Raw genomic sequence first — 24,396 nt, 5'->3', positions numbered from 1 at the left:
ACCATGGCACGTCACCCGTCCCCCGTCCCCGTCCGCCCGCGCTGGCGGCGCCTGCTGCAGGCCGGACTGAGGGCCTGGCTCACGGCCTGCGGCCTGACGGCCGGCGCCCAGGCCCAGCCGCCCGCCGACGCGCCGGTGATCGATCGCCTGGACAGCATCCGCCAGCGGCTGCTGGCGCAGGATGCGTCCACCGGTCAGGCCGCGCTCACCGATGCGCCCACCGATGCGCAGGCCGATGCACCGGCCGAGGCCGACGCGGAGGTGGGCCAGTGGTTCAACTGGCCGAACTGGGCCAACTGGTCGAAGTGGGCCAACTGGAACAACTGGAACAACTGGGGCAAGCTGTGACCGCCACCTGGGCGGTGCCCGCGCCGGCCGCGGTGGCACTGCCCGCAGGCGGCCTGCAGCTGCTGGTGCTGCAGCCCAGCCCGTTCTGCAACCTCGACTGCCGCTACTGCTACCTGCCCGACCGCCAGCAGCGCGCCCGCATGGCCCTGCCGGTGCTGGACCGTGTGATGGCCCAGCTGATGGCCAGCGGCCTGGTGGGCCCGGCGCTCAGCGTGGTGTGGCATGCCGGCGAGCCGATGGCCGTGCCACGGCGCTGGTACGAGGCCGCCTTCGACGTCATCGCACGCCATGCGGCCGGCCGTCCCGTGACCCACCACATGCAGACCAACGGCGTGCTGATCGACGACGCCTGGTGCCGCTTCTTCCAGCGCCACGATGTGCGGGTGGGCGTCAGCATCGACGGCCCGGCCGCGCTGCACGATGCCCAGCGCCGCACCCGCGATGGCCGCGGCACGCATGCGCGGGTGATGCAGGGCATCGCCCAGCTGCGCGCTGCGGGCATCGGCTTCCACACCATCGCGGTGCTCACGCGGCCGGCGCTGGCGCAGCCCGATGCGGTCTTCGACTTCTTCGCCGGCCTGGGCACGCGCGAGGCCGGCTTCAATGTCGAGGAGGTGGAGGCCGCGCACCGCCAGTCCACGCTGCAGGGCACCGACGGCACGGCGGCGCAGGCCATCACGGCCGGCGCGCGCGCCTTCTGGGACCGCCTGCTGCAGCGCCTGGCCGAGGCGCCCGGCGCGCTGCGCATCCGCGAGGTGGCGCAGGTGCTGGCGGGCCTGCGCGACCCCGGCTTCGGCCAGCATGGCGGCAATGCGCAGAACCAGGCCGGCCGCATCGTCAGCGTGGGCCACGACGGCGGCTTCACGTTCTGGTCGCCCGAGCTGCTGGGCAGCGTGCACCCGCGCCTGGGCCCGGCGGTGCTGGGCCAGCTGGCGGGCGACGCGGTCGACTGGCGGGGCCTGGGCCAGCAGGCGGCACTGCGCTGCTGGCAGGCCGAGATCGACGCCGGCCTGGCCGCCTGCCGCGCCGGCTGCGCCCACTGGCGCCTGTGCCTGGGCGGCGCGCCGGCCAACAAGCTGGCCGAGCTGGGCACGCTGGCCGGCACCGAGACGCTGGCCTGCCGCCTGGGCACGCAGGTGGTGATCGACGCGGTGCTGGCCGCGCTGGAGCGCCAGCTGCCGATCAGCGCAGCGCTTCGCTGACCCAGTCCAGCCGGTCCTGGCCGAAGAACATCTCGTCACCGACGAACATCGTCGGCGCGCCGAAGACGCCGCGGGCCACGGCTTCCTCGGTGGTGGCGCGCAGCGCGGCCTTGGTGGCGTCGTCGTTGGCCAGCGCCAGCAGCTGCGCGGGCTCGAAGCCGCCCGCGGCCAGCACGCGGGCCACCTCGGCGGGCTCGTTCAGGTTCACGCCATCCACCCAGATGGCCTGGAACACGCAGCGCAGGTAGGCATCCAGCCGCTCGGGCTGACGCAGCTGCAGGCCGGCCGCGCCACGCATCAGCAGCAGCGTGTTGATCGGGAAATACGGGTTGAAGTTCAGCGGCACGCCATAGCGCCGGGCGAAGCGCGCGAAGTCGACCCGGGTGTAGCGGCCCTTGGCCGGCACGGTGACGGGGCTCTGGTTGCCGGTGGCCTGGAACACGCCGCCCAGCAGCATGGGCCGCAGCACCAGCGTGGCGCCGGCCGCGGCGCACAGGGACGGCAGCTGGGTCCAGGCCAGGTAGGTGGCGGGGCTGCCCACATCGAGAAAGAACTCCACCTGCTTGGCGCTCATCGGCTGTCTCCGGTTGGTTCCCGAACCCTGCGGGCTCAAGGGTTTTGACTGAACGATCGTTTGATGAAGCCAGCGTATGCTGGACGCCCGACACCGTCAACCAGGGAAAGCACAGGGCCCATGCGCTACGCCGCCCACCACAAGCAGGCCACCCGCGACAAGCTGCTCGACAGCAGCCGCGCCATCGCCAAGCGCCAGGGCTTCGACAGCACCGGCGTCGACGCGCTGATGCAGGCCATCGGCCTGAGCGGCGGCGCGTTCTACAGCCATTTCGGCTCGAAGGCCGAGCTGTTCGCCGCGCTGGTGGCGCGCGAGCTGGACCACAGCGCGCAGATGCTGGGCATCACCGGCGACGCGTCGCCGGACGGCGCCGAGCGTGATGCCGACAGCGATGCCCACCTGAGGCGCACCCAGCTGGCGCGCAGCCTCAAGCGCTACCTCAGCACGGCCCATGCACAGCAGCCCGAGGCCGGCTGCGCGCTGCCGGCGCTGGGCGCCGAGATCGCCCGCGCCGGGCCGCCGGTGCGCGCCGCGGTCGAGCAGTCGCTCAAGCGCCTGCAACGGCAATGGGCCGGCGCGCTCGAAGGCGATGCCGACACCGCCTGGGCGTTGCTGTCGCAATGCGTGGGGGCGCTGATGCTGGCCCGCGTGGTGGAGAGCGAGCGCACGCGCCAGGAGATCCTGGCCGCCAACCGGCGCGCGGCTCTGGCCACGGCGACAGCCGCTTCATCGAACGATCGTTGACTGAAGAACGGGAGACACGCTGTGAACGCAGAGACATCCACCACCACCGGCAGCCCCGGCGCCCCCGACACCCGCCCCGGCGTGGCCCTGGTCATCGGCGCGGGTGACGCCACCGGCGGCGCCATCGCGCGGCGCTTCGCCGCCGGCGGCTACACCGCCTGCGTCACCCGGCGCGAGGCCGACAAGCTGCTGCCGCTGGTGCAGGCCATCGAGGCCGCCGGCGGCCGCGCGCACGGCTTCGGCTCGGACGCGCGCAAGGAAGACGAGGTGGTGGCCCTGGTCGAGCAGATCGAGCGCGACATCGGGCCGATCGAGGTGCTGGTCTTCAACATCGGCGCCAACGTGCCCTGCAGCATCCTGGACGAGACGGCGCGCAAGTACTTCAAGATCTGGGAGATGGCCTGCTTCGGCGGCTTTCTGAATGGCCGCGAGGTGGCCAAACGCATGGTGGCGCGCGGGCGCGGCACCATCGTCTTCACCGGCGCCACGGCCTCGCTGCGCGGTGCGGCGCGCTTCGCCGCCTTTGCAGGCGCCAAGCATGCGTTGCGCGCGCTGGCCCAGAGCATGGCGCGCGAGCTGGGGCCGCAGGGCATCCATGTGGCGCATGTGGTGGTCGATGGCGCCATCGACACCGAATTCATCCGCAGCAACTTCCCCGAGCGCTATGCGCTGAAGGCGCAGGACGGCATCCTGAACCCCGAGCACATCGCCGAAAGCTACTGGCAGCTGCACCGCCAGCCGCGCGATGCCTGGACCTTCGAGCTGGACCTGCGCCCCTACATGGAGAGTTGGTGAGCGCTCAAGCCGCGGCGGGCAGCGCGCGGCCGCCGCCGCTGCCCGCCCGCCCGCTGGCGCGCCAGTACAGGAACAGCGCCACGCTGAAGTTCAGCGCGTTCCAGGCGATGCCGTTCAGGAAGGCGGCGTGGTAGCTGCCGGTCAGGTCGAACACCTTGCCGCTCATCCAGCCGCCCAGCGCCATGCCGAACAGCGTGAACATGATGATCCAGCCGGTGGTGGTGGCCGCGCCGGCCACCGGGAAATGCTCGCGCACGATGATCGCGTAGCTGGGCACGATGCCACCCTGGAACAGCCCGAACAGCGCCGACACCAGGTACAGCGACACCAGCCCGTCGAAGGGCAGGAACAGCAGCAGCGCCACGCCCTGCAGAAAGCTGCCCAGCAGCAGCGTGCGCACGCCGCCGATGCGGTCGCAGATGGCGCCCGAGACCAGGCGGCTGACGATGCCGCAGCCCAGCATCAGGCTCAGCATCTCGGCGCCGCGGGCCACGCCGTAGCCCAGGTCGCCGCAGTAGGCCACGATGTGCACCTGGGGCATGGCCATGGCCACGCAGCAGGCGGTGCCGGCCACGCACAGCAGGGCCAGCGCCACGCCGGGCGCCAGGCCGAAGGGCCGCACCGGCCCGGTGGTCCCGCCGGCCTGCCCTGGGCTGCCCGCCCCCACCGCCGTGGCCTGCGCCGCCGGCGACGCCCCGCGCAGCCCGCGCGAGAGCGCCAGCATCGTCAGCAGCGAGAACACGCCCAGCGCCATGTAGGTGTGGCGCCAGCCCAGGGCCTGCACCGCATGCTGCACCACCGGCGGCCACAGCGCGCCGGCCACGTAATTGCCGCTGGCGCACACCGCCACCGCGATGCCGCGCCGGCGCACGAACCACAGCGCCGTGTCGGCCACCAGCGGCACGAAGCTGGTGGCCGCGCCCAGCAGGCCCACCAGCACACCCTGCACGATGGCGAACAGCCACAGGCTGCCCGCCAGGCCACTGAGCATGAAGCCCAGGCCCAGGCACACCGCGCCCATGCGCACCACCGGCACCAGGCCGAAGCGGTCGCTCAGCCGCCCGGCCAGCAGGCAGCCCAGGCCGAAGCCGATCATCTGCAGCGTGTAGGGCAGCGCGGCCTGCGCCCGCGTGGCACCGAACTCGGCCTGCACCGCCGGCAGCACCACCGACACCACGTACATGCCGGCTGAGCCGATGGTCATCAGCGCCAGCGTGATCCACAGGCGGCGCCAGGCCTGCGGGGAGTCGGCCTGGGGAAGATCGCTGGCACGGTTGTTCATGCGGCCGATTGTGGGCGGCGGCGGCGGCCGGCCGGCTCGGGGAAAGCGCGCTCACCGCGATGCAGCTTTGCATTCGGTGCGGGCCGGCGCGCAAGCATGGCGGGTTGTCAGCCACGGGCCGCCCCGGCGTGCTGGCTACCATCGCGCCATGCACTCCGATCCCCTGCCCCCCGGCCCGCCGCGGCTGCACATCGACGGCGGCCATGCCACCCTGACGCTGAACCGCCCGGCGCACCACAACCGGCTGCAGGTGGAAGACCTGCGGACGCTGCAGCAGCACTTCGCCACGCTGGCCGCCGAGCCAGCCCTGCGCGTGGTGGTGCTGGCGGCCGAGGGCCGCAGCTTCTGCTCGGGCTTCGACCTCGGCGCGCTGGCCGCCACGCCGGACGGCATGGCCGGGGCCAACACCGCCGGAGCCAGCGCCGGGCCGCGGCTGTTCGAGGAGACCGTGGACGCGCTGGAGGCCCTGCCGGTGCCCACCGTGTGCCGGCTGCAGGGCGGCGTCTACGGTGGCGCCACCGACCTGGCGCTGGCCTGCGACTTCCGCATCGGCGTGGACGGCATGGTGCTGCGCATGCCGGCCGCGCGCATCGGCCTGCACTACTACGCCAGCGGCCTGCGCCGCTATGTGGCGCGCCTGGGGCTGCAGCAGGCCAAGCGCCTGTTCCTGCTGGCCGAGGACGTGCCGGCCACCGAGCTGCTGGCCATGGGCTACCTCGACCGCCTGGTGCCGGCCGCGCAGCTGGACGCCGAGCTGGCGCAGCTGGTGGCGGCCCTGGAGGCCGGCGCGCCGCTGGCGCTGCGCGGCATGAAGACCTCGCTGAACGAGATCGCGCGCGGCGAGTTCCACCTCTCGGCGCTGCGCGAACGCGAGGCGCGCTGCGCCGACAGCGACGACCTGCGCGAAGGCCAGCGTGCGATGGCCGAGAAGCGCGCGCCGCGCTTCCAGGGACGCTGAGCGGCGGCGCCCAGTCGCCCAGCCACGGGCACCTAGTCGCCCAGCCACTGGCGTAGCGCGGCCAGCAGCGCGTCGAGTGCAGCCTCCAGCGGCGCCAGCGCATCGGGCTGGCCCGGCATGGCGGCCGGGCGCTGGGCGCGCTCGCGCAGCTCGCGCGCCAGCTGTTCGGCCAGGGCGGCCAGCGCCGGTGCGCCAATGGCCGTGGCCGCGCTGCGCAGGCCCTCGGCCGCCTCCAGGCGCTGAGCGGCATCGCCGCTGCGCAGCGCCTGGCCCAGGCTGGCGGCGCCGTCGCCATAGGTGCGGACGAACTGGCCCAGCACCCGGCGGTACAGGTCCACGCGCCCGCCCAGCTGGGCCACCACCGCGTCGGCCTGCAGGCCGGCCGGGGCCTGCAAGCACGCTGGCGGCGCGGCGGCCACCGGCCCGGGTGTCGCCCCGGGTTTCGGCCCGGCCACCGGCCCGGACGGCGGTGGCTGCACCGGGGCGGCCGGGAGCGGCGCCTGCGCGGGCTCGCGCGGGGCCAGCCAGTGCAGCAGGGCCGCGTACAACGCGCCGGGGTTCAGCGGCTTGGGCACATGGCCGTCCATGCCCGCGGCCAGGCAGGCCTCGCGGTCCTCGGCAAAGGCATTGGCCGTCATCGCCAGGATGGGCACGCTGGCCATGGCCGGCAGCGCGCGCAGGCCACGCGCGGCGTCCAGTCCGTCCAGGCGCGGCATCTGCATGTCCATCAGCACCAGGTCGAAGTGTTCGCGCGCCGCCAGGTCCAGCGCGGCCTGACCGTCATCGGCCAGGCTGACCTGCAGGCCGGCACTGCGCAACAGCTCGCCCACCACTTCCTGGTTCACCGCGTTGTCCTCGGCCACCAGCACACGGGCCCCGGCATGGCGGCGGCGCAGCAGGTCCTCGGCCTGCGTGACCTCGGCATCGGGCCCGGCCAGCGGCCGCGCGTCGGCCGTGCCGCGCACCAGCCAGGCGGTGAACCAGAACTCGCTGCCCACGCCGGGCTGACTGTGCACGCCCATCTCGCCGCCCATCAGCCCGGCCAGACGCCGGGTGATGGCCAGGCCCAGGCCAGTGCCACCGTAGCGCCGCGTGGTCGAGGCATCGGCCTGCACGAAGGGTTCGAACACCTGGCCGAGCTTGTCCGGCGCGATGCCGATGCCGGTGTCGCGCACGGCAAAGCGCAGCAGCAGCCGCGCGCCGTCCTCGGCCTGCAGCGTGACGCCCAGCGCCACCTCGCCGGCCTCGGTGAACTTCACCGCATTGCTCAGCAGGTTCAGCAGCGCCTGGGTCAGGCGCGTCGGGTCGCCGTGCAGCGCATCGGGCACGCCGTCGGCATGCAGGTGCAGCGCCAGGCCCTTGGCGCGGGCACGTTCGCCCACCAGCGACTCGCAGTGCGCCAGCACCGCGGCCAGCGAGAAGCCGGTCTGGTCCAGCTCGAGCCGGTCGGCCTCGATCTTCGACAGGTCCAGCACGTCACTGATCACCTGCAGCAGGTGCTGGGCCGAATCGGCCACCTTGGCCAGGCGCGCCAGCGCCGCGGGATCGCGGGTCTCGCGGCGCAGCAGGTGGGTGAGCCCGGTGATGGCGTTCAGCGGCGTGCGGATCTCGTGGCTCATGTTGGCCAGGAACACGCTCTTGGCGCGGTTGGCGGCCTCGGCCTCGTCGCGGGTGCGGCGCAGCTCGTCGTTGGCCTGCTGCAGCGCCGCGGTGCGCGCGGCCACCAGGTCCTCCAGCCGGTCGCGGTGGGCCGCCAGCTCATCGGCCACCTGGCGCTGCTGCGTGACGTCGCGCACCAGGCCCAGCACGGCCGGGCGGCCCAGGTGCAGGAAGCGCGTGGCATGCAGCTCCACCCACAGCGGGGCCACCAGGCCGCGCCGCAGCAGCCGCACCTGGTGGCGCGGCGGCGGCTCGGGCCCGTCGCCCACGCGCTGGGCGAAGCGGTCGCGCCAGGCCGGCAGGTCGTCGGGTGCCACCACGGCCTCGAAGGGCTGGCCCGGCAGCGTGGCGTCGGCCCAGCCCAGCATGGCGTGCAGGGCCGGGTTGGCAAAGGCGAAGCAGTCGTCCTGCGCGACGAACATGCCGTCGGTCATGGCCGTCAGCAGCGCACGCTGCGTGCCCTCGCTCTGCCGCAGCGCCGCCGCATCGCGCTCGCGCTCGGTGATGTCGCGTGCCACGCAGAAGCTGCCGATCAGGCGGCCGTCGGCGTCGCGCAGCGCCCCGCGCGTGGCCAGCAGCGTGCGCGGCCCGTCGGGGCCCTGCAGGCGCTGCTCGTCGCAGCGGGGCTGGCCGGCGTCAGCACCGCGTGCCGCCTCGGCCAGCAGTGCGGCGTCCTGGGCGCGGGCCTCGGCGGCGGCCGGCGGTTCGCGCAGCGCGGCGTCGTCGCGGCCCAGCACCTCGGCCGGCGTGCGGCCCAGCAGGCGCGCCGCCTCGGGGTTGCACAGCAGGTAGCGGCCATCCAGGTCCTTGGCGCTGACCGCATCGCCCGAGCTGTCGGCAATGGCCTGCAGCAGCGCCAGCGCGCGCAGGCGCTCGGCCTGCTCGGCCTGGCGGATGCGCGCCTCGGCCAGCGCGCGCCGGTCCTGCAGCCGCGCACTGCCGACGGTCAGGCCCAGCACGGCCAGCACGGCCAGCGCCAGGATGCCGCTGGCGCTGCGCAGGGATTGGGCCTGCAGCACCTGCTGCTCCAGTTGCACCATCAGGTACCAGTCGGTGCCCGGCACCGGCCGCACCACGCCCAGCACCGGCCGGCCGGCCAGATCCTGGCCCGCGGCGGCGCGGCTGAACGGCAGCTCGCCGCGCAGCACCTGGCCGATCAGCGGGCCGGGCGCCGACACGGCCAGCGGCCGGGCCTGGCCGGACAGCTGCACCTGATCGCCCTCGCGCCGCAGCAGCAGGCTGGAGGTGCCGGCACCGCCGCCGGGCCACGGTGCGCGCACCGCCTGCATCAACTCTTCGGTGTCGGTGCGCAGCACCACGGCGGCCGGCGCGGGCAGGCCGGTGGCCACCAGCGGCGCCACCACGTCCAGCCACAGCGTGGCGGCGCCGTCGGCCGGTGCCAGCAGACCGCCCAGACGCACCTCGCCGCTGGCCATGGCCTGGCGCGCCACCTCCCGCAGGGCCTCGGCCACGTCGTTGACGGCGGCCTCGCCGCCTTCGCGCATCGCGGTGGCGCCCTGGGCATCGAGCACCAGCGCGGCCACGTCGCCCCAGGCGCGGCGCAGTTCGACGATGCGGTCGAGCAGCTGCAGCCGGGCGTCGACATCGCCGGACTGTTGCCAGCGCAGGTACAGCGTGGCCCATTCGGCGCTGTTGCGGGCATAGCGGGCCCGGGCCACGCGCTCGGTCACCCAGCCCGCCACCTGGGCAGCGCGCTGGTCGGCCACGGCCTCCAGCTGGGCGGCACGCTCGGCCACGCGGTGCTCATGGTCGATCTGGATGGCCAGCGCCGCCGCGGCCAGCACCGCCGCCCAGCCGGCCCACAGCCAGCGGCTGAAGCGCCGCCGGCCGGACGGCGGCAGGCCATCGCCCGCGCCCGGCGGGCTGGGAATGGGCGGCGCGGCGGCTTCGGACGGCGGCATGCCTGGCAGGGTGTCCTCACGCAAGGGGGCCATGCGCCGACGGCGGACAGCCCGCCGGCACGGTGCGCGATGGCACCCCGCCGACCCGTCATCGACAGCACGGATTACAGCATCGCCACGGGCCGCCGCTGCCGCGCCCCTCAATTCCCGCCCCCGGCGGCCGACAAGACAGGACAGAACCCGCGCGCCGGGTGCCGGGGCGCGGTGCCACGGCAGCCGCGCACCACCCCCGCCATGCGCTGCCGCCCCGCCGCAGCGCCGATGCCGACCGCCACCGCCGATGAACGCCCCCGCCACCCTGCAGTCCGCCCCGGCCTTTGCCGACGCCCAGGCCAGCTGCCCGGTGGCGCTGGGCTGGATGCAGGGCTCGCCGCCGCCGCCGCACCGCCGCATCCGGCTGGACGACGGCAGCGCCTACCGCTTCCCGCAGCTGCGCTGGAGCTTCTGCCACCTGGACCACCTGATGCCGGTGGCCGAGGTGGCCCGCGGCCCGGTGCCGGTGTGGGATCTGCCGCGCGCCGAGCGCGACGACATCGGCCGCCTGGCCTTCCTGCCCGCGGCCAGCCGGCGCCCGATCGCCTGGGACCAGGCCATGGCCGAGGCCTACACCGACGGCGTGCTGGTGCTGCACCGCGGCCGCATCGTGCACGAGCGCTACCACGGCGCGCTGGGGCCGGCACAGCGGCACACGGCAATGTCGGTCACCAAGAGCGTGCTGGGCCTGCTGGCCGCAATGCTGATCGACGAGGGCGCGCTGCGCGAGCACGCCCCCTTGACGCATTACCTGCCCGAGCTGGCCGGCACCGGCTTTGCCGGCGCCACCGTGGGCCAGGTGCTGGACATGGCCACCGCGCTGGACTTCAGCGAGGACTACGCCGACCCGCAGGCCCACATCTGGCGCCATGCCCGCGCCTGCGGCGTGCTGCCGCACCCGCCGGGCGACACCGGCCCGCGCAGCATCGCCGAGTTCCTGCGCACGGTGGGCGCTGCCGGGCCGCATGGTCAGACGTTCTGCTACCGCACGGTGAACAGCGACGCGCTGGCCCTGGCGCTGCAGCGCGTGACCGGGCAGGACCTGGCCACCCACCTGGCCGAGCGCCTGTGGGGCCGGCTGGGCGCCGAGCACACGGCCTACTTCACGGTGGACAGCGAAGGCACGCCCTTTGCCGGCGGCGGCCTGAACACCACGCTGCGCGACCTGGCCCGCCTGGGCGAGATGCTGCGCTGCGACGGCTGGGCCGACGGCCGCCAGCTGGTGCCCGCCGCCGTGGTGGCGCGGCTGCGCGCCGGCGGCTGCCCGGAGACCTTTGCCCGTGCGCGCATCACCGGCATGCGCGGCTGGAGCTACCGCGCCATGTGGTGGGTGAGCCACAACCCGCATGGCGCCTGGATGGCCCGCGGCGTGCACGGCCAGGCGCTGTACATCGACCCGAAGGCCGAGATGGTGGTGGCGCGCTATGCCTCGCACCCGCTGCCGGCCAGCCTGGCCTGCGACCCCACGGCGCTGCGGGCCTGGCAGGCCCTGGGCTTGCGGCTGGCGGAAGGCGGTTGAGGGCTGACCGCCGGCGCCAGGCGTCCGGCTGGTCGCCCGTGCGCCTGACCGCCTAGGCGCCCGCGCGCTGCGTGCCCGCGGGCGCGGCCGGCGTGTCGTCCAGCAGGTGCTCCACACGCGCCTTGGCGCGGTTGCGCACCAGCATGCGTTCGATCACGTTCGAGCGGTCCAGCAGCTGTCGCGCCTCGGCCTGGCACTCGGCCGACAGCTGCCGCAGCGCCGCGGCCGGCTGAGCGGCCTGCGCGCGTTCGGCCTCGGCCAGCAGGCGGTCGGCCGCCTCGCCACGCAGCCCGCGCTTGTAGGCCACGCCCACGAAGGTGAAGCTCAGCTCGGTCAGGCGCTGGATGTCGCCGCGCACGCCGCGCTCGCCGGCGCGCCAGCGGTCGGCCAGGCGCACCACCTCGGGCTTCATCACCGCGGCGCAGCTGGCGGCCCGGCGGTAGAAGGCCTGGTCGGCGGCGTCGCCATCGGCCGCCGCCACCGGCATGGCCAGCACCAGCGCCAGGACCGGCAGCATGCGCCAGCCGGCGGCCGGCGTCCGGCGCTGCAGTCCCTGCTTCGGTTTCATGGGCATGAGGGTACAACGCCGCAAAGACCTTGGCCGCCGACAAGTCCGCGCCATCGTGCAGGACGATGCCTCGCCACCGCGCGGCGGGCCACAATGGCCCGCCCCACCGCCCTTGCCCGCCATGCCCCTGTCTGCCCGTGCCCAGCAACTGATCGAGCGCCTGGCGCTCGCCCCGCATCCCGAAGGCGGCTTCTTCGCCGAGGTGCACCGCGCCACCGCCACCGTGGACCCGTGCGACGGCCGCCCGCCGCGTGCCGCGCTGACCTCGATCTACTTCGTGCTGGCTGACCGCGGCAGCAGCCGCTGGCACCGCGTGCGCTCCGACGAGGTGTGGTGCCACCTGGAGGGCGCCCCGCTGGTGCTGCATCAGCTGGACGACCGCGACGCCAGCCAGCCACCGCGCGTGAGCGGCACGCTGCTGGCGCCGGTGACCGAGCACACCGCGCCGCAGGCCACCGTGCCGGCCGGCGTGTGGCAGGCCGCGCAGAGCGAGGGCGAGTACACGCTGGTGGCCTGCATGGTGGCGCCGGGCTTCGACTTCGCCGACTTCACGATGATGGCGCCCGACGAGCCGCTGCGCGCCTGGCTGGCCGAGCACCATCCGGCGCTGGCTGCGCTGTGCTGACGCGGCAGCCGCGATGAAGGTGGTGGTGATCGGCGGCGGCGCGGTGGGCGCGGCCACCGCGCTGTTCCTCAAGCGCCAGGGCGGCGCGGCCGTGCAGGTACAGGTGGTGGAGCCCGATCCGGGCCTGACGCTGGCCTCGTCGGCGCGCTCGGCCGCATCGGTGCGCCAGCAGTTCAGCAATGCGGTCAACGTGGCGATGTCGCGCTTCGGCTTCGAGCTGTTGAGCCGGCCGGCCGAGTGGCTGGCCATCGACGACGGCACCCGCGCGCAGGCGCCCGATCTGGGCCTGGTGCGCTCGGGCTACCTGTTCCTGGCCACCAGCGCCGCGGGCGCCCGGGTGCTGGCCGACAACCAGGCCGTGCAGCGCGCCGCCGGCGCCCAGGTGCAGGCGCTGACGCCCACCGAGGTGGCCGCGCGCTGGCCCTGGCTGCACACGGCCGACCTGCAGGCCGCCTGCGTGGGCCTGGACGGCGAAGGCTGGTTCGATGGCGAGGCCTTCGCCCGCGCGCTGGCCGCCACGGCACGCGCGCTGGGCGCGCAGTGGCTGCGCGGCCGCGTGGTGGGTGCCCGGCGCGACGGTGCCCGACTGCGTGCGCTGCAACTGGCCGACGGCACGCGCCTGGCCGCCGATGCCGTGGTGCTGGCCGCCGGCGCCTGGTCGGGCGCGGTGGGCCGGGCGCTGGGCCTGGATGTGCCGGTGCACGCGCGCAAGCGCACGGTGTTCGTGCTGCGCTGCCCCACAGCCATCCCGGGGCCCACGCCGCTGGTGGTGGATCCGTCAGGCGTGTGGTGGCGCAGCGAGGGCGCCGGCTTCATCGCCGGCTGGTCACCGGCCGAGGGCGATGCCGATCCCGACGACCTGCCGCTGGACCAGCCGGCGATGGAACAGTTCGAGGCCCATGTGTGGCCGGCGCTGGCAGCCCGCGTGCCGACCTTCGAGGCGCTGCGCGTGCAGCGCGCCTGGGACGGCTACTACGAGGTGCACCCGGCCGACCACAACGCGCTGATCGGCCCGCACCCCGATTGCCCCAACCTGCTGCTGGCCTGCGGCTTCTCGGGCCACGGCCTGCAGCATGCACCGGCGGCCGGGCGCGGCGTGGCCGAGTGGTTGCTGGACGGGCGCTACACGTCGATCGACCTGGCCGAACTGGGGGCCGAGCGCCTGCGCAGCGGACGGCGCTTCGTGGAGCAGGCGATCATCTGAGCCGGCGGGTGAACTCGCGGAGCGTCAGCGCCCCGCGCTCACAGCCCGCCAGCCGCCGCCGAGCCCGCCTTGCCGATGCCATCGGCCAGCGACTTGGCCGCCGAGGCCGTGGCCGCCAGCGCGGCCACCAGCACCACGGCCAGCACCAGCAGGCCGGTGCGCACGCCGTCCACGCGTTTCAGATCGACGCTGGCGATGTCGGCCGCGGCAAGTTCCACCGGCTGGCGGCTGCCTTCGTCCACCCCCAGCAGGCGGTCGGGCGCCAGTTGCGTGACCGTGATCGCGCGTTGCTCGCCCGACTTCAGCAGCACCGTCACCGTGTCGCTGGGCGCCAGCGGCAGCTGCTGCAGGCCGGCCGCAGGCGGGCTGTGGCGGGTGACGGTGGTGCAGGCCGTGGTGACCGTGAGCATCGCGCTGCAGGCCAGCAGCACCACCGCGCGGTTGAAGCCGGCGTTCATGCGCGAGCGCTCCCGCCCGAGGCCGGCAGCCTCACGGCCGCACCCAGATCGTCCAGGCTCAGGCCCTGCTGGGCCAGCAAGCTCTGCAACGCGGGCAGCAACGGGCCCAGGCGTTCATCCAGCGCCTCGCGCACGGTGTCCACCACCACCTGGGTGGCGCGGTCGATCTCCAGGTTCAGCGCCGCGCCCTCGGCCTTCTCGCCGAAGGTGGTCATGCGCAGCGTCTCGGGGATCAGCCAGACCTCGAACCAGCCCTCGGTGCGGTTGACCTCGGCCATGGTGAGGCTGGCGCCGTTGACGGCGATGTAGCCCTTGGCGAACACGTAGCGGCGGTGGCTCTCGGGCACGCCGATGCGCAGCACATGGTTGTTCTCGGGACGGCGGATCTGCAACACCTGGCCCAGGCAGTCGACATGGCCGCTGAGCACATGGCCGCCCACCTCGGCGCCCTCCTTGGCGGCGCGCTCCACATTGACGCGGCTGCCCTCCACCAGGCGGCCCAGCGTGGTGAGGGCCAGGCTCTGCTGCATCACATCGAAGCGGGCGGCGTCGCCCGGCAGCACCTCGGTGACGGTGAGGCAGGTGCCGTCGGTGGCCACGCTGGCGCCGATGGCCAGATCCTGCGTGAAGCCGGGCGGGAACTGCAGCGTGAACGAGCGCAGGCCGGGGCGATCAACGAGCTGCGAGACGGTGGCGACGGCCTGGACGATGCCGGTGAACATGTCGGTGAAAGCGCGGGACGCGGAGCGGTGAAAACGATCAGCCCAGCTTACCAGCCCGCGCCAGGGACAACGCCAATGCCCAGCATGCCGCGCCGCTGGTGCAATGCCCGGCGGGCGCCGCGCCGCGGCGACGACACGCGGGAGGACACGATGGCATCGATCGGAACATGGACGCGGGCCTGGCGACACAGCGCCGCCGCGGCGGGTCTGCTGCTGGCCGGTGCGGCCCAGGCGCTGACCTGCGGGCCCAGCGACGGCCGCATCTGCCAGGGCACGGCCACGCAGTACGCGGGCGGCTTCAACCCCGGCGTCGGCCACGGCGGCTTCGGCGGCGGCAGCTGCACGGCGACCAAGACACCGGTGGTTTTCGTTCACGGCAATGCCGACAGCGCCATCAGCTTCGACGCGCCGCCGGGCAACGTCACCGGCTACGTCACACCGGCGCGCTCGGTGTATGCCGAGCTGAAGGCGCGCGGCTACAACGACTGCGAACTGTTCGGCGTGACCTACCTCAGCGCCAGCGAGCAGGCCGCGCCGCAGTACAACTACCATTCGAGCAGCCGTTACGCCACGCTGCAGTACTTCATCGACCGCGTGAAGGCCTACACCGGCAAAGCCCAAGTGGACATCGTCGCGCACTCGATGGGCGTGTCGATGGCGCTGGCCACGCTGCAATACAACAACAGCTGGGCCAGCGTGCGGCGCTTCGTCAACATCGCCGGCGGCATCCGCGGCCTGTACAGCTGCTACTACACCGGCTACGCCAACAGCTACGCGCCCACCTGCGGCTCGCAGAATGTGTGGGACAGCACACTGTTCGGCTTCTTCCCCGAGGGCTGGTACTACGGCGCGTGGATCACCAACAGCTGGACCGGCACCGGCAGCAGCAACTCGCTGCGCAACATGCCGGGCGGCCACTCGGCCATCGCGTTCTACACACTGGCCGCCGGCTTCAAGGACCAGGTGGCCTGCGCCACGGCCAGCTTCTGGGCCGGCTGCGACCAGACGGCGCGCTTCGTCACCACCAGCAACGTGAAGTCGCAGCTGAACATCGGCGCCGGCAGCAATGCCACGCAAGCCGACTACAACTGGGCCGACGGCATGCCCTACAACCGCGGCGGCGGCGACAGCAGCAACGGCGTGGGCCACTTCCGCGCCAAGAACAACGCCGGCGCCATCATCCAGCGCATGCTGCTGACCACCTGCACCGGCACCGGCTGTGCCAGCGAGTACACCACCGGGCCGGTGGCGACCTATTGACGCGTCAGCCCCGGCGCCGTGCCGGCTCGCTGACGTGCAGGAACTTGGTCAGCAGATCGCGCGGCGGTGCCACCGAGATCGACTTCAGCACCTGGCCCACATTGCCGCGGTGGTAGGCGCCGTGGGTGATCACATGGGCCAGCATCTCCTCGCGGCTCATGCGGCCGGCGTCGCCATCGGTGAAGCGGAAGTCGATGCGCTCGGCCAGCTGCTCGGGCGTGACGCGGGCCACGTACTGCTGGAACCAGGCGTCCACCTCGCCCTGCGCGAAGTGCAGCTGCGCCAGCTCGGGCGTGGCCTCGGTGTTGGTGGCGGTGTAGGCGTGCGGCTCGCCCGACAGGTGGGCGCGGAAGATGCAGTCCACCACGTGGATGTGGTTGAGCGTGCGGATGGCCGTGTGCAGTGCCGCGCCGTGCGGCTCCAACGGCACATCGGCCAGCGCGTTGAACAGCTCGTTGTTGGCCCAGGCCTTCTGGGCGAAGAGGGGGATCAGCAGGCTCATGCGCTCTCCTTGGCGGTGCAGGACGAGGTTTTAACCCAGGTGGCCCGCTGCCAGGCGCGTCATCACCCGTTCATCGGCGGCGTCACGAAAGCGCTTGTCGAGCGCGGCATCGGCCGGCTCGAAGCCCAGCTTGTGCAACAGCCCCGCCGAGCGGTGGTTGCGGCGCTTCAGCACCGCCACGAAGCGCTGCACGCCGTGGCTTTGCGCCAGCTCGGCCAGCATGGCCCGCACGGCCGCGCTGCCGATGCCCTGGCGCCAGTGCCGGCTGTGCAGCTCATAGGCCACCAGCGCGTGGCCGTCGGGCAGCACGGTGGCCTGCACGTAGCCGGCCAGGCGGCCGGCATCGGCGCCAGCGCTCAGGCGGATCACCCAGTTCAGCCAGACCTCGCTGCCGTCATCCGGGCCGCGCCGCTGCTGCCGCACATAGCGCGCATGCAACGCGTCCACACTGGCCGGCGGCGCGTTCTCGAACTCGTAGATCGCCGGATCGCTGAGCACCGCGAACATCTCGGCGGCATGGCTGGCCAGCAAGGGCTCCAGCGTGCCGAATGCGGCGCGCAAGGTCTTCACCACACCGGCCGCCGCACGGCCACGGTATCGACGGGATTCATGGTGCGCACACCTGGGGGTGCAGACGAAGCGCGGGTCAGTACAGCGTGCCGGCCTGCCGCGCCGGCAGGGCCTGGTCGTAGGCCGCGCCGTCGATGTCACCCTGCGTCAGCGCGCCCAGCATCTGCCCGGCCGTGGGCACCGGCGGGCGCTCGGCCGGCTGGCCCGCGGCCCACAGCCGCGAGCGCACCAGCGCCTTGGCGCACTGGAAGAACACGGCCTGCACCGCCACCTCGATGACGCACTTGGGGGCCTGGCCCTGCAGCGCGAACGAGTCCAGCAGCGCCGGGTCGATGTTCAGGCGTGCCAGGCCATTGACGCGCACCGTCTCGCTGATGCCGGGCACGAAGAAGATCAGCGACACGCGCGGGTCGGCCAGGATGTTGCGCAGGCTGTCCACGCGGTTATTGCCGCGGCGCTCGGGCAGCAGCAGCGTGTGCGCATCGGGCATGCGCACCAGCGGCGCCGGGTCGCCGCGCGGCGAGGTGTCCAGCCCCGCCGGGCCGCTGGTGGCCAGCACCGCGAACGGCGAACGCGCGATCCAGTCGCGGTAGACCGGGTGCAGGTGCGCGGCCTCCTTGCGCAGCGAGGTTTCGGCCGGCGCGCCGAACAGCGCATCCAGCGCGCGGGGATCGGTGAGGTGGGTCATGGCGGTCGTCGCAGGGGCGGGGCTGGGTGGTGGTGGTCGTGGTGGTGGTCGTGGTGGTGGCGGCAGGGCCTCGTGTTCAGCAAGCAGCCGGATCCGGGTCGGCCGTCACCTGCAGCAGCGCGCGCTTGCCGGCCACGCCCACCCAGTCGGCATGGTCGGGTGGCGGCGCCTTGCTGCGGGTGATCGGCCGCCAGCCGGGCTGCCGGGCCAGCTGCGCGTTCAGCGCGATGAACGGGGCCTGCGCCGCATCGGCCTCGCGGGCGTTGACGATGGCCTGCACCGGGCACTCGCCCACGCACACCGAGCAGTCAATGCAGCCGTCGGGATCGATCACCAGGAAGTTGGGGCCTTCGACGAAGCAGTCCATCGGACAGACGTCGACGCAATCGGTGTACTGGCAGCGGATGCAGGGCTCGGTGACGATGAAGGGCATGGTGAACGGTGGCAACGGCAGCCCGCAGGCCGACGCCGATCGTACGCGACACCGCCCGAGGCCGGCCACGGCGGGAGGAGCCATGGCCTGGGCCGCGCCGATGGCTCCAACGGGCGATGCGCGCGCCGGGCGGACGCAGAACACTGGCGGCGTCCCGAACCACGGGTCCCACCGCGCCGGCACCGGGCCTCCTGGCCGCAGGCGCCCCGCCCCGCCCCGCCCCGCCCCGAAACCCGCATCCTGCATCCCAACCCCACCGTCACCATGAAGTCTGCCCCTCGCCCGCCCGTCGCACCCACGCGTCTGCCTCATTCCACCCAGGCTCGCCCTGTGCTGTCCTGCGCGTTGACCTGCACCCTGGCCTGCGCCCTGCTGCTGCCCGCCGCGGGTGCCCAGGCCGCGGTCACGCGCGGCGCCAGCTTCGGCACCAGCCTCGACGTCGGCGGCATGAAGGTCGGCGGCGAGTTCCAGTCCTGGGCCTCGGCCACGCACACCGCGAGCGACTTCAACACCTCGGCCTTCGGCAGCGCGTCGACCGACGGCTTCATGCTGCATGCGCTGGCCTGGACCAGCGAGAACCCGAAGCTGCCGGCGTACTGCACGGTCTACACCTGCAGCTGGCAGACCTTCGCCAGCGTCACCGTGTGGGACAGCATCACGCTGGTGGCGCCCGCCAACGGCCAGGCCGAGCGCTTCGAGTACGACTTCACCATCGACGGCACGCGCAAGCGCGGCCCCTGGGCCTATGGCCAGGGCACCACGGCCACCGCGTTCTATTCGTTCAGCACCGACGGCAATGCCTGGTTCCAGCCGAAGTCGGTCACCTTGCCCAGCGGCGTCACGGAGATCAAGGGCGCGTTCATGGCGCAGCCCGGCCAGAACCTCACGCTGTACCTGATGGGCGGCCTGTCGGTGTCGGCACGCAGCGGCGCGGTGGCCGACTACAGCCACACCATGGCCTTCCACATGACCCTGCCGCAGGGCTGGACCTACACCTCGGCCTCGGGCCACTTCGCGCCGGCACCGTCGCCCGTGCCCGAACCCGCCAGCCTGGCGCTGATGCTGGGCGGCGTGGCCGGGCTGGGCCTGCTCACCCGCCGCCGGGGGCTGGCCGTGCGGGCGTGATCGGCATCCGCCGCGGCAGTTCGTCGTCCGCCCACAGGCGAAAGCGCGCGGTGAAGTGCTGGCCGCTGCCGTCCTCCAGCCCGAAGCTGCCGCTGTCGCCCGGCGCCACGTCCAGCGTCATCTGCAGCCCGGCCAGGTAGTCGCACTGTGCGGCGCTGGCATACACCGGCACACCGGCCACCTCGCCCAGTTGCCGGTCGTCCTGGTTCAGCGCCAGCTCCTGCACGGTGAAGCACATCGGCGCACTGCCGGCGCAGCAGCCGTGCGACTGGTAGAACAGGATCTCGCCATGCTGCTGGCGCAGGCGCTCGATCAGGGCCAGCGCGGCCGGCGTGGCCAGCACGCGGGGGATGGGCTCGGTCATGACGGAACGTTCCATGCAAAAAAGGGGCGGCCCATGCCGCCCCTGGTCGGGATGCGCGAGAACGCGCCTTGATCAGAAGAAGCCCAGCGCGTTGGGGCTGTAGCTGACCAGCAGGTTCTTGGTCTGCTGGTAGTGGTCCAGCATGGCCTTGTGGGTCTCGCGGCCGATGCCCGATTCCTTGTAGCCACCGAAGGCGGCGTGCGCCGGGTAGGCGTGGTAGCAGTTGGTCCACACGCGGCCGGCCTGGATGCCGCGGCCCAGGCGGTAGGCCCGGCTGCCGTCACGGCTCCACACGCCGGCGCCCAGGCCGTACGGGGTGTCGTTGGCGATCTGCAGGGCTTCGGCCTCGTCCTTGAAGGTGGTCACGGCCAGCACCGGGCCGAAGATCTCCTCGCGGAACACGCGCATGTTGTTGTGGCCCTTGAACAGCGTGGGCTGGATGTAGTAGCCGCCGGCCAGGTCGCCACCCAGTTCGGCACGGCTGCCGCCGGCCAGCACCTGCGCGCCTTCCTGCTTGCCCAGTTCCAGGTAGCTCATGATCTTGTCCATCTGCAGCGCGCTGGCCTGGGCGCCGATCATGGTGTCGGTGTCCAGCGGGTTGCCCTGCTTGATGGCGGCCACGCGCTTGAGCGCGCGCTCGATGAAGCGGTCGTAGATCGATTCCTGGATCAGCGCGCGGCTCGGGCAGGTGCACACCTCGCCCTGGTTGAACGCGAACAGCACCAGACCTTCGATGGCCTTGTCGAGGAAGGCATCGTCCTGGGCCATCACATCCTCGAAGAAGATGTTGGGGCTCTTGCCGCCCAGCTCCAGCGTGGCGGGGATCAGGTTGCCGGCGGCGGCCTGGGCGATCACCTTGCCGGTGGCGGTGCTGCCGGTGAAGGCGATCTTGGCGATGCGCTTGCTGCTGGCCAGCGGCATGCCGGCCTCGCGGCCGAAGCCGTTGACGATGTTCAGCACGCCAGGGGGCAGCAGGTCGGCGATCAGTTCGGTCAGCACCAGCAGGCTGATCGGGGTGCTTTCGGCGGGCTTGAGCACCACCACGTTGCCGGCGCCCAGCGCGGGGGCCAGCTTCCACGCGGCCATCAGGATCGGGAAGTTCCAGGGAATGATCTGGCCCACGACGCCCAGCGGCTCATGGAAGTGGTAGGCGATGGTGTGGTGGTCGATCTCGCTGATCGAGCCTTCCTGGGCCCGCACGCAACCGGCGAAGTAACGGAAGTGGTCCACGGCCAGCGGGATGTCGGCGTTCAGCGTCTCGCGCATCGGCTTGCCGTTGTCCACGCTCTCGGCGTAGGCCAGCAGCTCGAGGTTCTGCTCCAGGCGGTCGGCGATCTTCAGCAGGATGTTGGCGCGCTCGGCCGGCGGCGTGGCGCCCCACTTGGCCGATGCGGCATGGGCGGCGTCGAGTGCGCGCTCGATGTCGGCGGCGCTGCTGCGGGCGGCCTGCGTGTACACCTTGCCGTTGATCGGGGTGATGACGTCGAAGTACTGGCCTTCCACCGGCGGCACGAACTGGCCGTTGATGAAGTTGTCGTACCTGGCCTTGAAGGCGATCTTGGCGCCGGGGTTGCCTGGGGCTGCGTACACGGTCATGGCTGTCTCCTGACAGGGGTTGGAACAAAGCACTCTTCGCGGTGGGGCCGGTGAAGCGCTTGCCACGCCGGCTCGGGTGGCACGGTGTGCAGCCGCCATGCCACGCCAGGTCGAGCGCGGATCGGGCCGATCGGCGCTGAAAGCTGGCCCGATTCCTGCGCTGTGGGTGTTCATGCGCCCGAAATCGACTGTCACCCTGTCACGCAACGACGCAGGCGCACCACCGATTCACGCTGAAGCCGCGCTGCTCGCGGGTTCACCCCCATGAACGGCCGTGCATAGCTTGCCGGTCTGTTGAGCCTGAGGACACCTGTCATGACCTTGTCCGCACCTGCTGCCGAGTCCGGGGCCAGCCCGGCCACGCCCGCGGCCGGCGCCTCACCGGCCGCCCGCCAGCGCGCCGCGCGCCAGCTGTGTGAAGACGGTGCACCGCCCGCCGAGGCACTGGCCCCGCTGCTGGGCGACACGCTGGCGCGCTCGTGGCAGCGCAGCCGCCAGGCCGGGCTGGCGCCCCGCGGGCGCACGCCGGGCGCGCCGCATGCATCGGCCGCGCAGCTGGCGCGCGCCATGCAGCGGCAGTACGAGCTGCTGTCGCATGCCCAGCCGGTGATGGACTACTTCGACCCGCATGTGCGCAGCACGCGCAGCATGATCATCCTGGCCGATGCGCAGGGCATGGTGCTGCGCGCGCAAGGGGCCGATACCTTCGCCGACCGGGCCCAGCGCGTGGCCCTGCGCCCCGGCGCCAGCTGGTCCGAGCAGCACCGCGGCACCAACGCCATCGGCACCGCGCTGGCCGAGGGGGCGCCGGTGGTGGTGCACGGCGGCGAGCACTACCTGGAGCGCAACGGCTTCCTCACCTGCGCGGCCGCGCCCATCCTCGACCCCTCGGGCAAGCTGATGGGGGCGTTCGACATCTCGGGCGACCACCGCGCCTACCACCCCGACACGCTGCCGCACACGCTGGCGCTGGCGCGCGCGGCGGCCGGCATGGTGGAGCACCGCCTGTTCGACACCTGGCATGCCGCCAGCCTGCGGCTGCGCCTGCATGCCCAGACGGCCGGGCTGGGCCAGCTGGGCGAGGGCCTGCTGGCGCTGCGCGACGACGGCCTGCTGATCGGTGCCAACAGCGCCGCGCTCGACCTGCTGGGCATGCCGCGCGAGGCCATCGGCCGCGACCGCATCACCTTCTGGCTGCCGCTGGACGTGGCCACGCTGCTCGACTGGGCCCTGGCCCATGCGCGGGGCGCCCTGGCCCCGCATGCCGTGCCGCGCCTGACCGCCGCCGGCGGTGGCGTGCTGTGGGTGCGCGCCGAGGGCGGCGCGGCAATGAGCCTGCGCCGCACGGCCATGGGCACCGGGCCTGGGGCCGACGCCACGCCCGCCCACGCACCGCCCACCTCGGCCCCGACCCCTGCTGTGGCCGCGGACCCAACCGACGCCCTGGCCAGCCTGGACACCGGCGACGACGCGCTGGCCGCCGCGGTGCAGCGCGTGCGCCGCGTCATCGGCAAGCCCATCGCGCTGCTGCTGCAAGGCGAATCGGGCGTGGGCAAGGAGGTGTTCGCCCGCGCGGCTCATGCCAGCGGCCCGCGGCGTGACGGCCCCTTCGTGGCGGTGAACTGCGCCGCGCTGCCCGAGTCGCTGATCGAGGCCGAGCTGTTCGGCTACCAGGGCGGCGCCTTCACCGGCGCGCGCAAGGACGGCGCGCCGGGCCGCATCCGCGAGGCCGAAGGCGGCACGCTGTTCCTCGACGAGATCGGCGACATGCCGCTGGCCATGCAGGCGCGGCTGCTGCGCGTGCTGCAGGAGCGCGCCGTGGTGCCGCTGGGCGGCGGCCGTGCCGTGCCGGTGGACTTTGCGCTGGTGTGCGCCACGCACCGCACGCTGCGCACCGAGATGGACGCCGGCCGCTTCCGCGAGGACCTGTACTACCGCCTGAACGGCCTCACGCTGCACCTGCCGCCCCTGCGCCAGCGCAGCGACCTGCACCGGCTGGTGCAGCGCCTGCTGGCCGACATCGCCCCCGGCCGCACGCTGGCGGTGGCGCCCGATCTGCAGCAGGCCTTCGACGCCTACCGCTGGCCCGGCAACCTGCGCCAGCTGGCCAATGCACTGCGCACCGCCTGCGCGCTGGCCGCCGACGACGAGGGCGAGCTGGGCTGGGCCCACCTGCCCGATGACCTGGCCGAAGACCTGCGGGCGCTGGCCGCCCGACCGCACGGGCTGGCCGACGACAGCACGGCGGCCGACGACGCCGACCCGGCCCACGCCAGCGACCTGCGCGCGCAGAGCGAACGCACCGTGGCCCGCGTGGTGGGTGAATGCGCCGGCAACCTGAGCGAGGCCGCACGCCGCCTGGGCATCAGCCGCAACACGCTGTACCGCAAGCTGTCGGAGCTGGGTTTGCGCTGAGCCACACGGGCGGGCGGCCGGGTGAAGATGGTTGGATGACCGAACCCGTCACCTTCAGCACCGATGGCCCGGTGGCCACCCTCACCCTGTACCGGCCCGACTGCCGCAATGCCGTGGATGGCCCCACGGCTGCGCTGCTGCGCCAGGCCTTCGAGCGCTTCGAGGCCGACGACGCGCTGGCCGTGGCCGTGCTCACCGGCGGCGGCGGCCAGTTCTGCGCCGGCGCCGACCTGAAGGCAGTGGCCGATCCGGCGCGGCGCAACCGCGTCACGCCCGACGGCAGCGGCCCCGGGCCGATGGGGCCCACGCGCATGGCCTTCGGCAAACCGGTGATCGCCGCCATCGAGGGCCATGCGGTGGCCGGCGGGCTGGAGCTGGCGCTGATGTGCGACCTGCGCGTGGCCGCGCAGGGTGCGGTGTTCGGCGTGTTCTGCCGGCGCTGGGGCGTGCCGCTGATCGACGGCGGCACGGTGCGGCTGCCGCGCATCGTGGGCCAGGGCCGGGCGCTGGACATGATCCTCACCGGCCGCGCGGTGGATGCTGCCGAGGCCCTGGCAATGGGCCTGGCCAACCGCGTGGTGCCCGATGGCCATGCGCTGGCCGAGGCGCAGGCGCTGGCGCGGCAGATCGCCGGCTTTCCCCAGCAATGCCTGCGTGCCGACCGGGCCAGCGCCCTGACGCAGTGGGATCTGGACCTGCCCGCCGCACTGGCACAGGAGGGGGCCGGCGGCGCCGGCATGGTGCTGGCCGAGGGGGTGGCCGGGGCGGCGCGCTTTGCCGCGGGGGCCGGACGCCACGGCCGCCCGGCCTGAACGCCAGGCGCCGCGCCG

At 73.4% G+C, this 24,396-nt stretch carries 24 protein-coding genes; 12 read left to right on the top strand and 12 right to left on the bottom strand.

The window, feature by feature from the left end; all coding sequences use genetic code 11:
* The first annotated feature begins 3 nt into the window (after positions 1-3).
* Together AACH10_RS08700 and grrM are read left to right on the top strand one after the other, a co-directional pair.
* Positions 4-348 carry a hypothetical protein gene (locus AACH10_RS08700; protein WP_341410000.1) on the top strand — a complete coding sequence of 115 codons (345 nt, stop codon included), beginning with the start codon at positions 4-6 and terminating at the stop codon, positions 346-348.
* The gene (gene grrM, locus AACH10_RS08695) at positions 345-1,550 is read left to right on the top strand and encodes a cyclophane-forming radical SAM/SPASM peptide maturase GrrM/OscB (RefSeq protein ID WP_341409999.1); all 1,206 of its coding nucleotides are present in this window, start codon (positions 345-347) and stop codon (positions 1,548-1,550) included. Before AACH10_RS08700 ends, grrM begins: the two co-directional genes overlap by 4 nt.
* Here grrM and AACH10_RS08690 read toward each other — a convergent pair.
* On the bottom strand, positions 1,531-2,124 hold the full coding sequence (locus AACH10_RS08690) for a 2-hydroxychromene-2-carboxylate isomerase (RefSeq protein ID WP_341409998.1): 594 nt from the start codon (positions 2,122-2,124) through the stop codon (positions 1,531-1,533). The genes grrM and AACH10_RS08690 overlap by 20 nt on opposite strands.
* Positions 2,125-2,244: 120 nt before the next feature.
* Between AACH10_RS08690 and AACH10_RS08685 the strand changes: the two genes are divergently transcribed.
* Complete coding sequence (locus AACH10_RS08685) at positions 2,245-2,868, top strand: TetR/AcrR family transcriptional regulator (protein WP_341409997.1); 624 nt, start codon at positions 2,245-2,247, stop codon at positions 2,866-2,868.
* An 81-nt stretch (positions 2,869-2,949) separates the two neighbouring features.
* Positions 2,950-3,663: an SDR family oxidoreductase gene (locus AACH10_RS08680; RefSeq protein WP_341410436.1), complete on the top strand. Its 714-nt coding sequence runs from the start codon at positions 2,950-2,952 to the stop codon at positions 3,661-3,663.
* A 4-nt stretch (positions 3,664-3,667) separates the two neighbouring features.
* Here AACH10_RS08680 and AACH10_RS08675 read toward each other — a convergent pair whose 3' ends face one another.
* Positions 3,668-4,945 carry an MFS transporter gene (locus AACH10_RS08675; RefSeq protein ID WP_341409996.1) on the bottom strand — a complete coding sequence of 426 codons (1,278 nt, stop codon included), beginning with the start codon at positions 4,943-4,945 and terminating at the stop codon, positions 3,668-3,670.
* A gap of 148 nt (positions 4,946-5,093) precedes the next feature.
* Here AACH10_RS08675 and AACH10_RS08670 point away from each other — a divergent pair, with 148 nt between their 5' ends.
* Positions 5,094-5,903: an enoyl-CoA hydratase/isomerase family protein gene (locus tag AACH10_RS08670; protein WP_341409995.1), complete on the top strand. Its 810-nt coding sequence runs from the start codon at positions 5,094-5,096 to the stop codon at positions 5,901-5,903.
* Between the two features lie 32 nt (positions 5,904-5,935).
* Here the strand turns inward: AACH10_RS08670 and AACH10_RS08665 are convergent, their stop codons facing one another.
* Positions 5,936-9,484, bottom strand: coding sequence for an ATP-binding protein (locus AACH10_RS08665; protein ID WP_341409994.1), 3,549 nt, complete (start codon positions 9,482-9,484; stop codon positions 5,936-5,938).
* Between the two features lie 280 nt (positions 9,485-9,764).
* Between AACH10_RS08665 and AACH10_RS08660 the strand changes: the two genes are divergently transcribed.
* Positions 9,765-11,036 carry a serine hydrolase domain-containing protein gene (locus AACH10_RS08660; RefSeq protein ID WP_341409993.1) on the top strand — a complete coding sequence of 424 codons (1,272 nt, stop codon included), beginning with the start codon at positions 9,765-9,767 and terminating at the stop codon, positions 11,034-11,036.
* A gap of 52 nt (positions 11,037-11,088) precedes the next feature.
* On the opposite strand, the gene AACH10_RS08655 is transcribed toward AACH10_RS08660, so the two are convergent.
* Positions 11,089-11,604, bottom strand: a complete 516-nt coding sequence (locus tag AACH10_RS08655; RefSeq protein WP_341409992.1) for a hypothetical protein — start codon at positions 11,602-11,604, stop codon at positions 11,089-11,091.
* Between the two features lie 121 nt (positions 11,605-11,725).
* Between AACH10_RS08655 and AACH10_RS08650 the strand changes: the two genes are divergently transcribed.
* The gene (locus AACH10_RS08650; protein ID WP_341409991.1) at positions 11,726-12,229 is read left to right on the top strand and encodes a cupin domain-containing protein; all 504 of its coding nucleotides are present in this window, start codon (positions 11,726-11,728) and stop codon (positions 12,227-12,229) included.
* 13 nt (positions 12,230-12,242) lie between these two features.
* Entirely contained in the window at positions 12,243-13,433 is a 1,191-nt protein-coding gene (locus AACH10_RS08645; RefSeq protein ID WP_341409990.1) for an NAD(P)/FAD-dependent oxidoreductase, read from the top strand.
* Positions 13,434-13,471: 38 nt separating this feature from the next.
* Here the strand turns inward: AACH10_RS08645 and AACH10_RS08640 are convergent, their stop codons facing one another.
* A complete protein-coding gene (locus AACH10_RS08640) occupies positions 13,472-13,891 on the bottom strand; it encodes a hypothetical protein (RefSeq protein ID WP_341409989.1) in 420 nt (139 codons plus the stop codon).
* Complete coding sequence (locus AACH10_RS08635) at positions 13,888-14,613, bottom strand: riboflavin synthase subunit alpha (protein ID WP_341409988.1); 726 nt, start codon at positions 14,611-14,613, stop codon at positions 13,888-13,890. The genes AACH10_RS08640 and AACH10_RS08635 overlap by 4 nt, the downstream gene beginning before the upstream one ends.
* A gap of 150 nt (positions 14,614-14,763) precedes the next feature.
* On the opposite strand from AACH10_RS08635, the gene phaZ7 reads away from it, so the two are divergent.
* Positions 14,764-15,873 carry an extracellular native short-chain-length polyhydroxyalkanoate depolymerase PhaZ7 gene (phaZ7, locus tag AACH10_RS08630; protein WP_341409987.1) on the top strand — a complete coding sequence of 370 codons (1,110 nt, stop codon included), beginning with the start codon at positions 14,764-14,766 and terminating at the stop codon, positions 15,871-15,873.
* A 4-nt stretch (positions 15,874-15,877) separates the two neighbouring features.
* On the opposite strand, the gene AACH10_RS08625 is transcribed toward phaZ7, so the two are convergent.
* The 4 genes from AACH10_RS08625 to fdxA all read right to left on the bottom strand — a co-directional run bounded on the left by AACH10_RS08625 (position 15,878) and on the right by fdxA (position 18,066).
* Positions 15,878-16,375 carry a DinB family protein gene (locus tag AACH10_RS08625; protein ID WP_341409986.1) on the bottom strand — a complete coding sequence of 166 codons (498 nt, stop codon included), beginning with the start codon at positions 16,373-16,375 and terminating at the stop codon, positions 15,878-15,880.
* Between the two features lie 30 nt (positions 16,376-16,405).
* Positions 16,406-16,945, bottom strand: a complete 540-nt coding sequence (locus tag AACH10_RS08620) for a GNAT family N-acetyltransferase (protein ID WP_341409985.1) — start codon at positions 16,943-16,945, stop codon at positions 16,406-16,408.
* A 76-nt stretch (positions 16,946-17,021) separates the two neighbouring features.
* Complete coding sequence (locus tag AACH10_RS08615; RefSeq protein WP_341409984.1) at positions 17,022-17,633, bottom strand: pyridoxamine 5'-phosphate oxidase family protein; 612 nt, start codon at positions 17,631-17,633, stop codon at positions 17,022-17,024.
* A gap of 76 nt (positions 17,634-17,709) precedes the next feature.
* Positions 17,710-18,066, bottom strand: a complete 357-nt coding sequence (fdxA, locus tag AACH10_RS08610) for a ferredoxin FdxA (protein WP_341409983.1) — start codon at positions 18,064-18,066, stop codon at positions 17,710-17,712.
* A 345-nt stretch (positions 18,067-18,411) separates the two neighbouring features.
* Between fdxA and AACH10_RS08605 the strand changes: the two genes are divergently transcribed.
* Positions 18,412-19,191 (top strand): PEP-CTERM sorting domain-containing protein, encoded by a 780-nt coding sequence (locus tag AACH10_RS08605; protein ID WP_341409982.1) that lies wholly within the window; start codon positions 18,412-18,414, stop codon positions 19,189-19,191.
* On the opposite strand, the gene AACH10_RS08600 is transcribed toward AACH10_RS08605, so the two are convergent.
* Positions 19,157-19,555, bottom strand: a complete 399-nt coding sequence (locus tag AACH10_RS08600) for a DUF779 domain-containing protein (protein ID WP_341409981.1) — start codon at positions 19,553-19,555, stop codon at positions 19,157-19,159. The two genes, AACH10_RS08605 and AACH10_RS08600, sit on opposite strands and share 35 nt — an antisense overlap.
* 72 nt (positions 19,556-19,627) lie before the next feature.
* Positions 19,628-21,151 (bottom strand): acetaldehyde dehydrogenase ExaC, encoded by a 1,524-nt coding sequence (gene exaC, locus AACH10_RS08595; protein ID WP_341409980.1) that lies wholly within the window; start codon positions 21,149-21,151, stop codon positions 19,628-19,630.
* A 315-nt stretch (positions 21,152-21,466) separates the two neighbouring features.
* Here exaC and AACH10_RS08590 point away from each other — a divergent pair, with 315 nt between their 5' ends.
* Both AACH10_RS08590 and AACH10_RS08585 read left to right on the top strand, forming a co-directional pair.
* The gene (locus AACH10_RS08590; protein ID WP_341409979.1) at positions 21,467-23,566 is read left to right on the top strand and encodes a sigma-54-dependent Fis family transcriptional regulator; all 2,100 of its coding nucleotides are present in this window, start codon (positions 21,467-21,469) and stop codon (positions 23,564-23,566) included.
* Between the two features lie 35 nt (positions 23,567-23,601).
* Positions 23,602-24,378: a crotonase/enoyl-CoA hydratase family protein gene (locus tag AACH10_RS08585; protein WP_341409978.1), complete on the top strand. Its 777-nt coding sequence runs from the start codon at positions 23,602-23,604 to the stop codon at positions 24,376-24,378.
* The last annotated feature ends 18 nt before the right edge of the window (positions 24,379-24,396 follow it).

Origin of the sequence: Pseudaquabacterium inlustre, from assembly GCF_038066595.1 — a bacterium.
Taxonomy (GTDB): Bacteria; Pseudomonadota; Gammaproteobacteria; order Burkholderiales; family Burkholderiaceae_C; genus Pseudaquabacterium; species Pseudaquabacterium inlustre.
This window is presented reverse-complemented; position numbering and strand designations above follow the sequence as displayed.

Bases quoted from the DNA above. Each gene is read 5' to 3' on its own strand.
- AACH10_RS08700 (WP_341410000.1), top strand. From the start codon at position 4: ATGGCACGTCACCCGTCCCCCGTCCCCGTCCGCCCGCGCTGGCGGCGC.
- AACH10_RS08690 (WP_341409998.1), bottom strand. From the start codon at position 2,124: ATGAGCGCCAAGCAGGTGGAGTTCTTTCTCGATGTGGGCAGCCCCGCC.
- AACH10_RS08685 (WP_341409997.1), top strand. From the start codon at position 2,245: ATGCGCTACGCCGCCCACCACAAGCAGGCCACCCGCGACAAGCTGCTC.
- AACH10_RS08675 (WP_341409996.1), bottom strand. From the start codon at position 4,945: ATGAACAACCGTGCCAGCGATCTTCCCCAGGCCGACTCCCCGCAGGCC.
- AACH10_RS08670 (WP_341409995.1), top strand. From the start codon at position 5,094: ATGCACTCCGATCCCCTGCCCCCCGGCCCGCCGCGGCTGCACATCGAC.
- AACH10_RS08665 (WP_341409994.1), bottom strand. From the start codon at position 9,484: ATGCCGCCGTCCGAAGCCGCCGCGCCGCCCATTCCCAGCCCGCCGGGC.
- AACH10_RS08660 (WP_341409993.1), top strand. From the start codon at position 9,765: ATGAACGCCCCCGCCACCCTGCAGTCCGCCCCGGCCTTTGCCGACGCC.
- AACH10_RS08655 (WP_341409992.1), bottom strand. From the start codon at position 11,604: ATGAAACCGAAGCAGGGACTGCAGCGCCGGACGCCGGCCGCCGGCTGG.
- AACH10_RS08650 (WP_341409991.1), top strand. From the start codon at position 11,726: ATGCCCCTGTCTGCCCGTGCCCAGCAACTGATCGAGCGCCTGGCGCTC.
- AACH10_RS08645 (WP_341409990.1), top strand. From the start codon at position 12,243: ATGAAGGTGGTGGTGATCGGCGGCGGCGCGGTGGGCGCGGCCACCGCG.
- AACH10_RS08640 (WP_341409989.1), bottom strand. From the start codon at position 13,891: ATGAACGCCGGCTTCAACCGCGCGGTGGTGCTGCTGGCCTGCAGCGCG.
- AACH10_RS08635 (WP_341409988.1), bottom strand. From the start codon at position 14,613: ATGTTCACCGGCATCGTCCAGGCCGTCGCCACCGTCTCGCAGCTCGTT.
- phaZ7 (WP_341409987.1), top strand. From the start codon at position 14,764: ATGGCATCGATCGGAACATGGACGCGGGCCTGGCGACACAGCGCCGCC.
- AACH10_RS08625 (WP_341409986.1), bottom strand. From the start codon at position 16,375: ATGAGCCTGCTGATCCCCCTCTTCGCCCAGAAGGCCTGGGCCAACAAC.
- AACH10_RS08615 (WP_341409984.1), bottom strand. From the start codon at position 17,633: ATGACCCACCTCACCGATCCCCGCGCGCTGGATGCGCTGTTCGGCGCG.
- fdxA (WP_341409983.1), bottom strand. From the start codon at position 18,066: ATGCCCTTCATCGTCACCGAGCCCTGCATCCGCTGCCAGTACACCGAT.
- AACH10_RS08600 (WP_341409981.1), bottom strand. From the start codon at position 19,555: ATGACCGAGCCCATCCCCCGCGTGCTGGCCACGCCGGCCGCGCTGGCC.
- exaC (WP_341409980.1), bottom strand. From the start codon at position 21,151: ATGACCGTGTACGCAGCCCCAGGCAACCCCGGCGCCAAGATCGCCTTC.
- AACH10_RS08590 (WP_341409979.1), top strand. From the start codon at position 21,467: ATGACCTTGTCCGCACCTGCTGCCGAGTCCGGGGCCAGCCCGGCCACG.
- AACH10_RS08585 (WP_341409978.1), top strand. From the start codon at position 23,602: ATGACCGAACCCGTCACCTTCAGCACCGATGGCCCGGTGGCCACCCTC.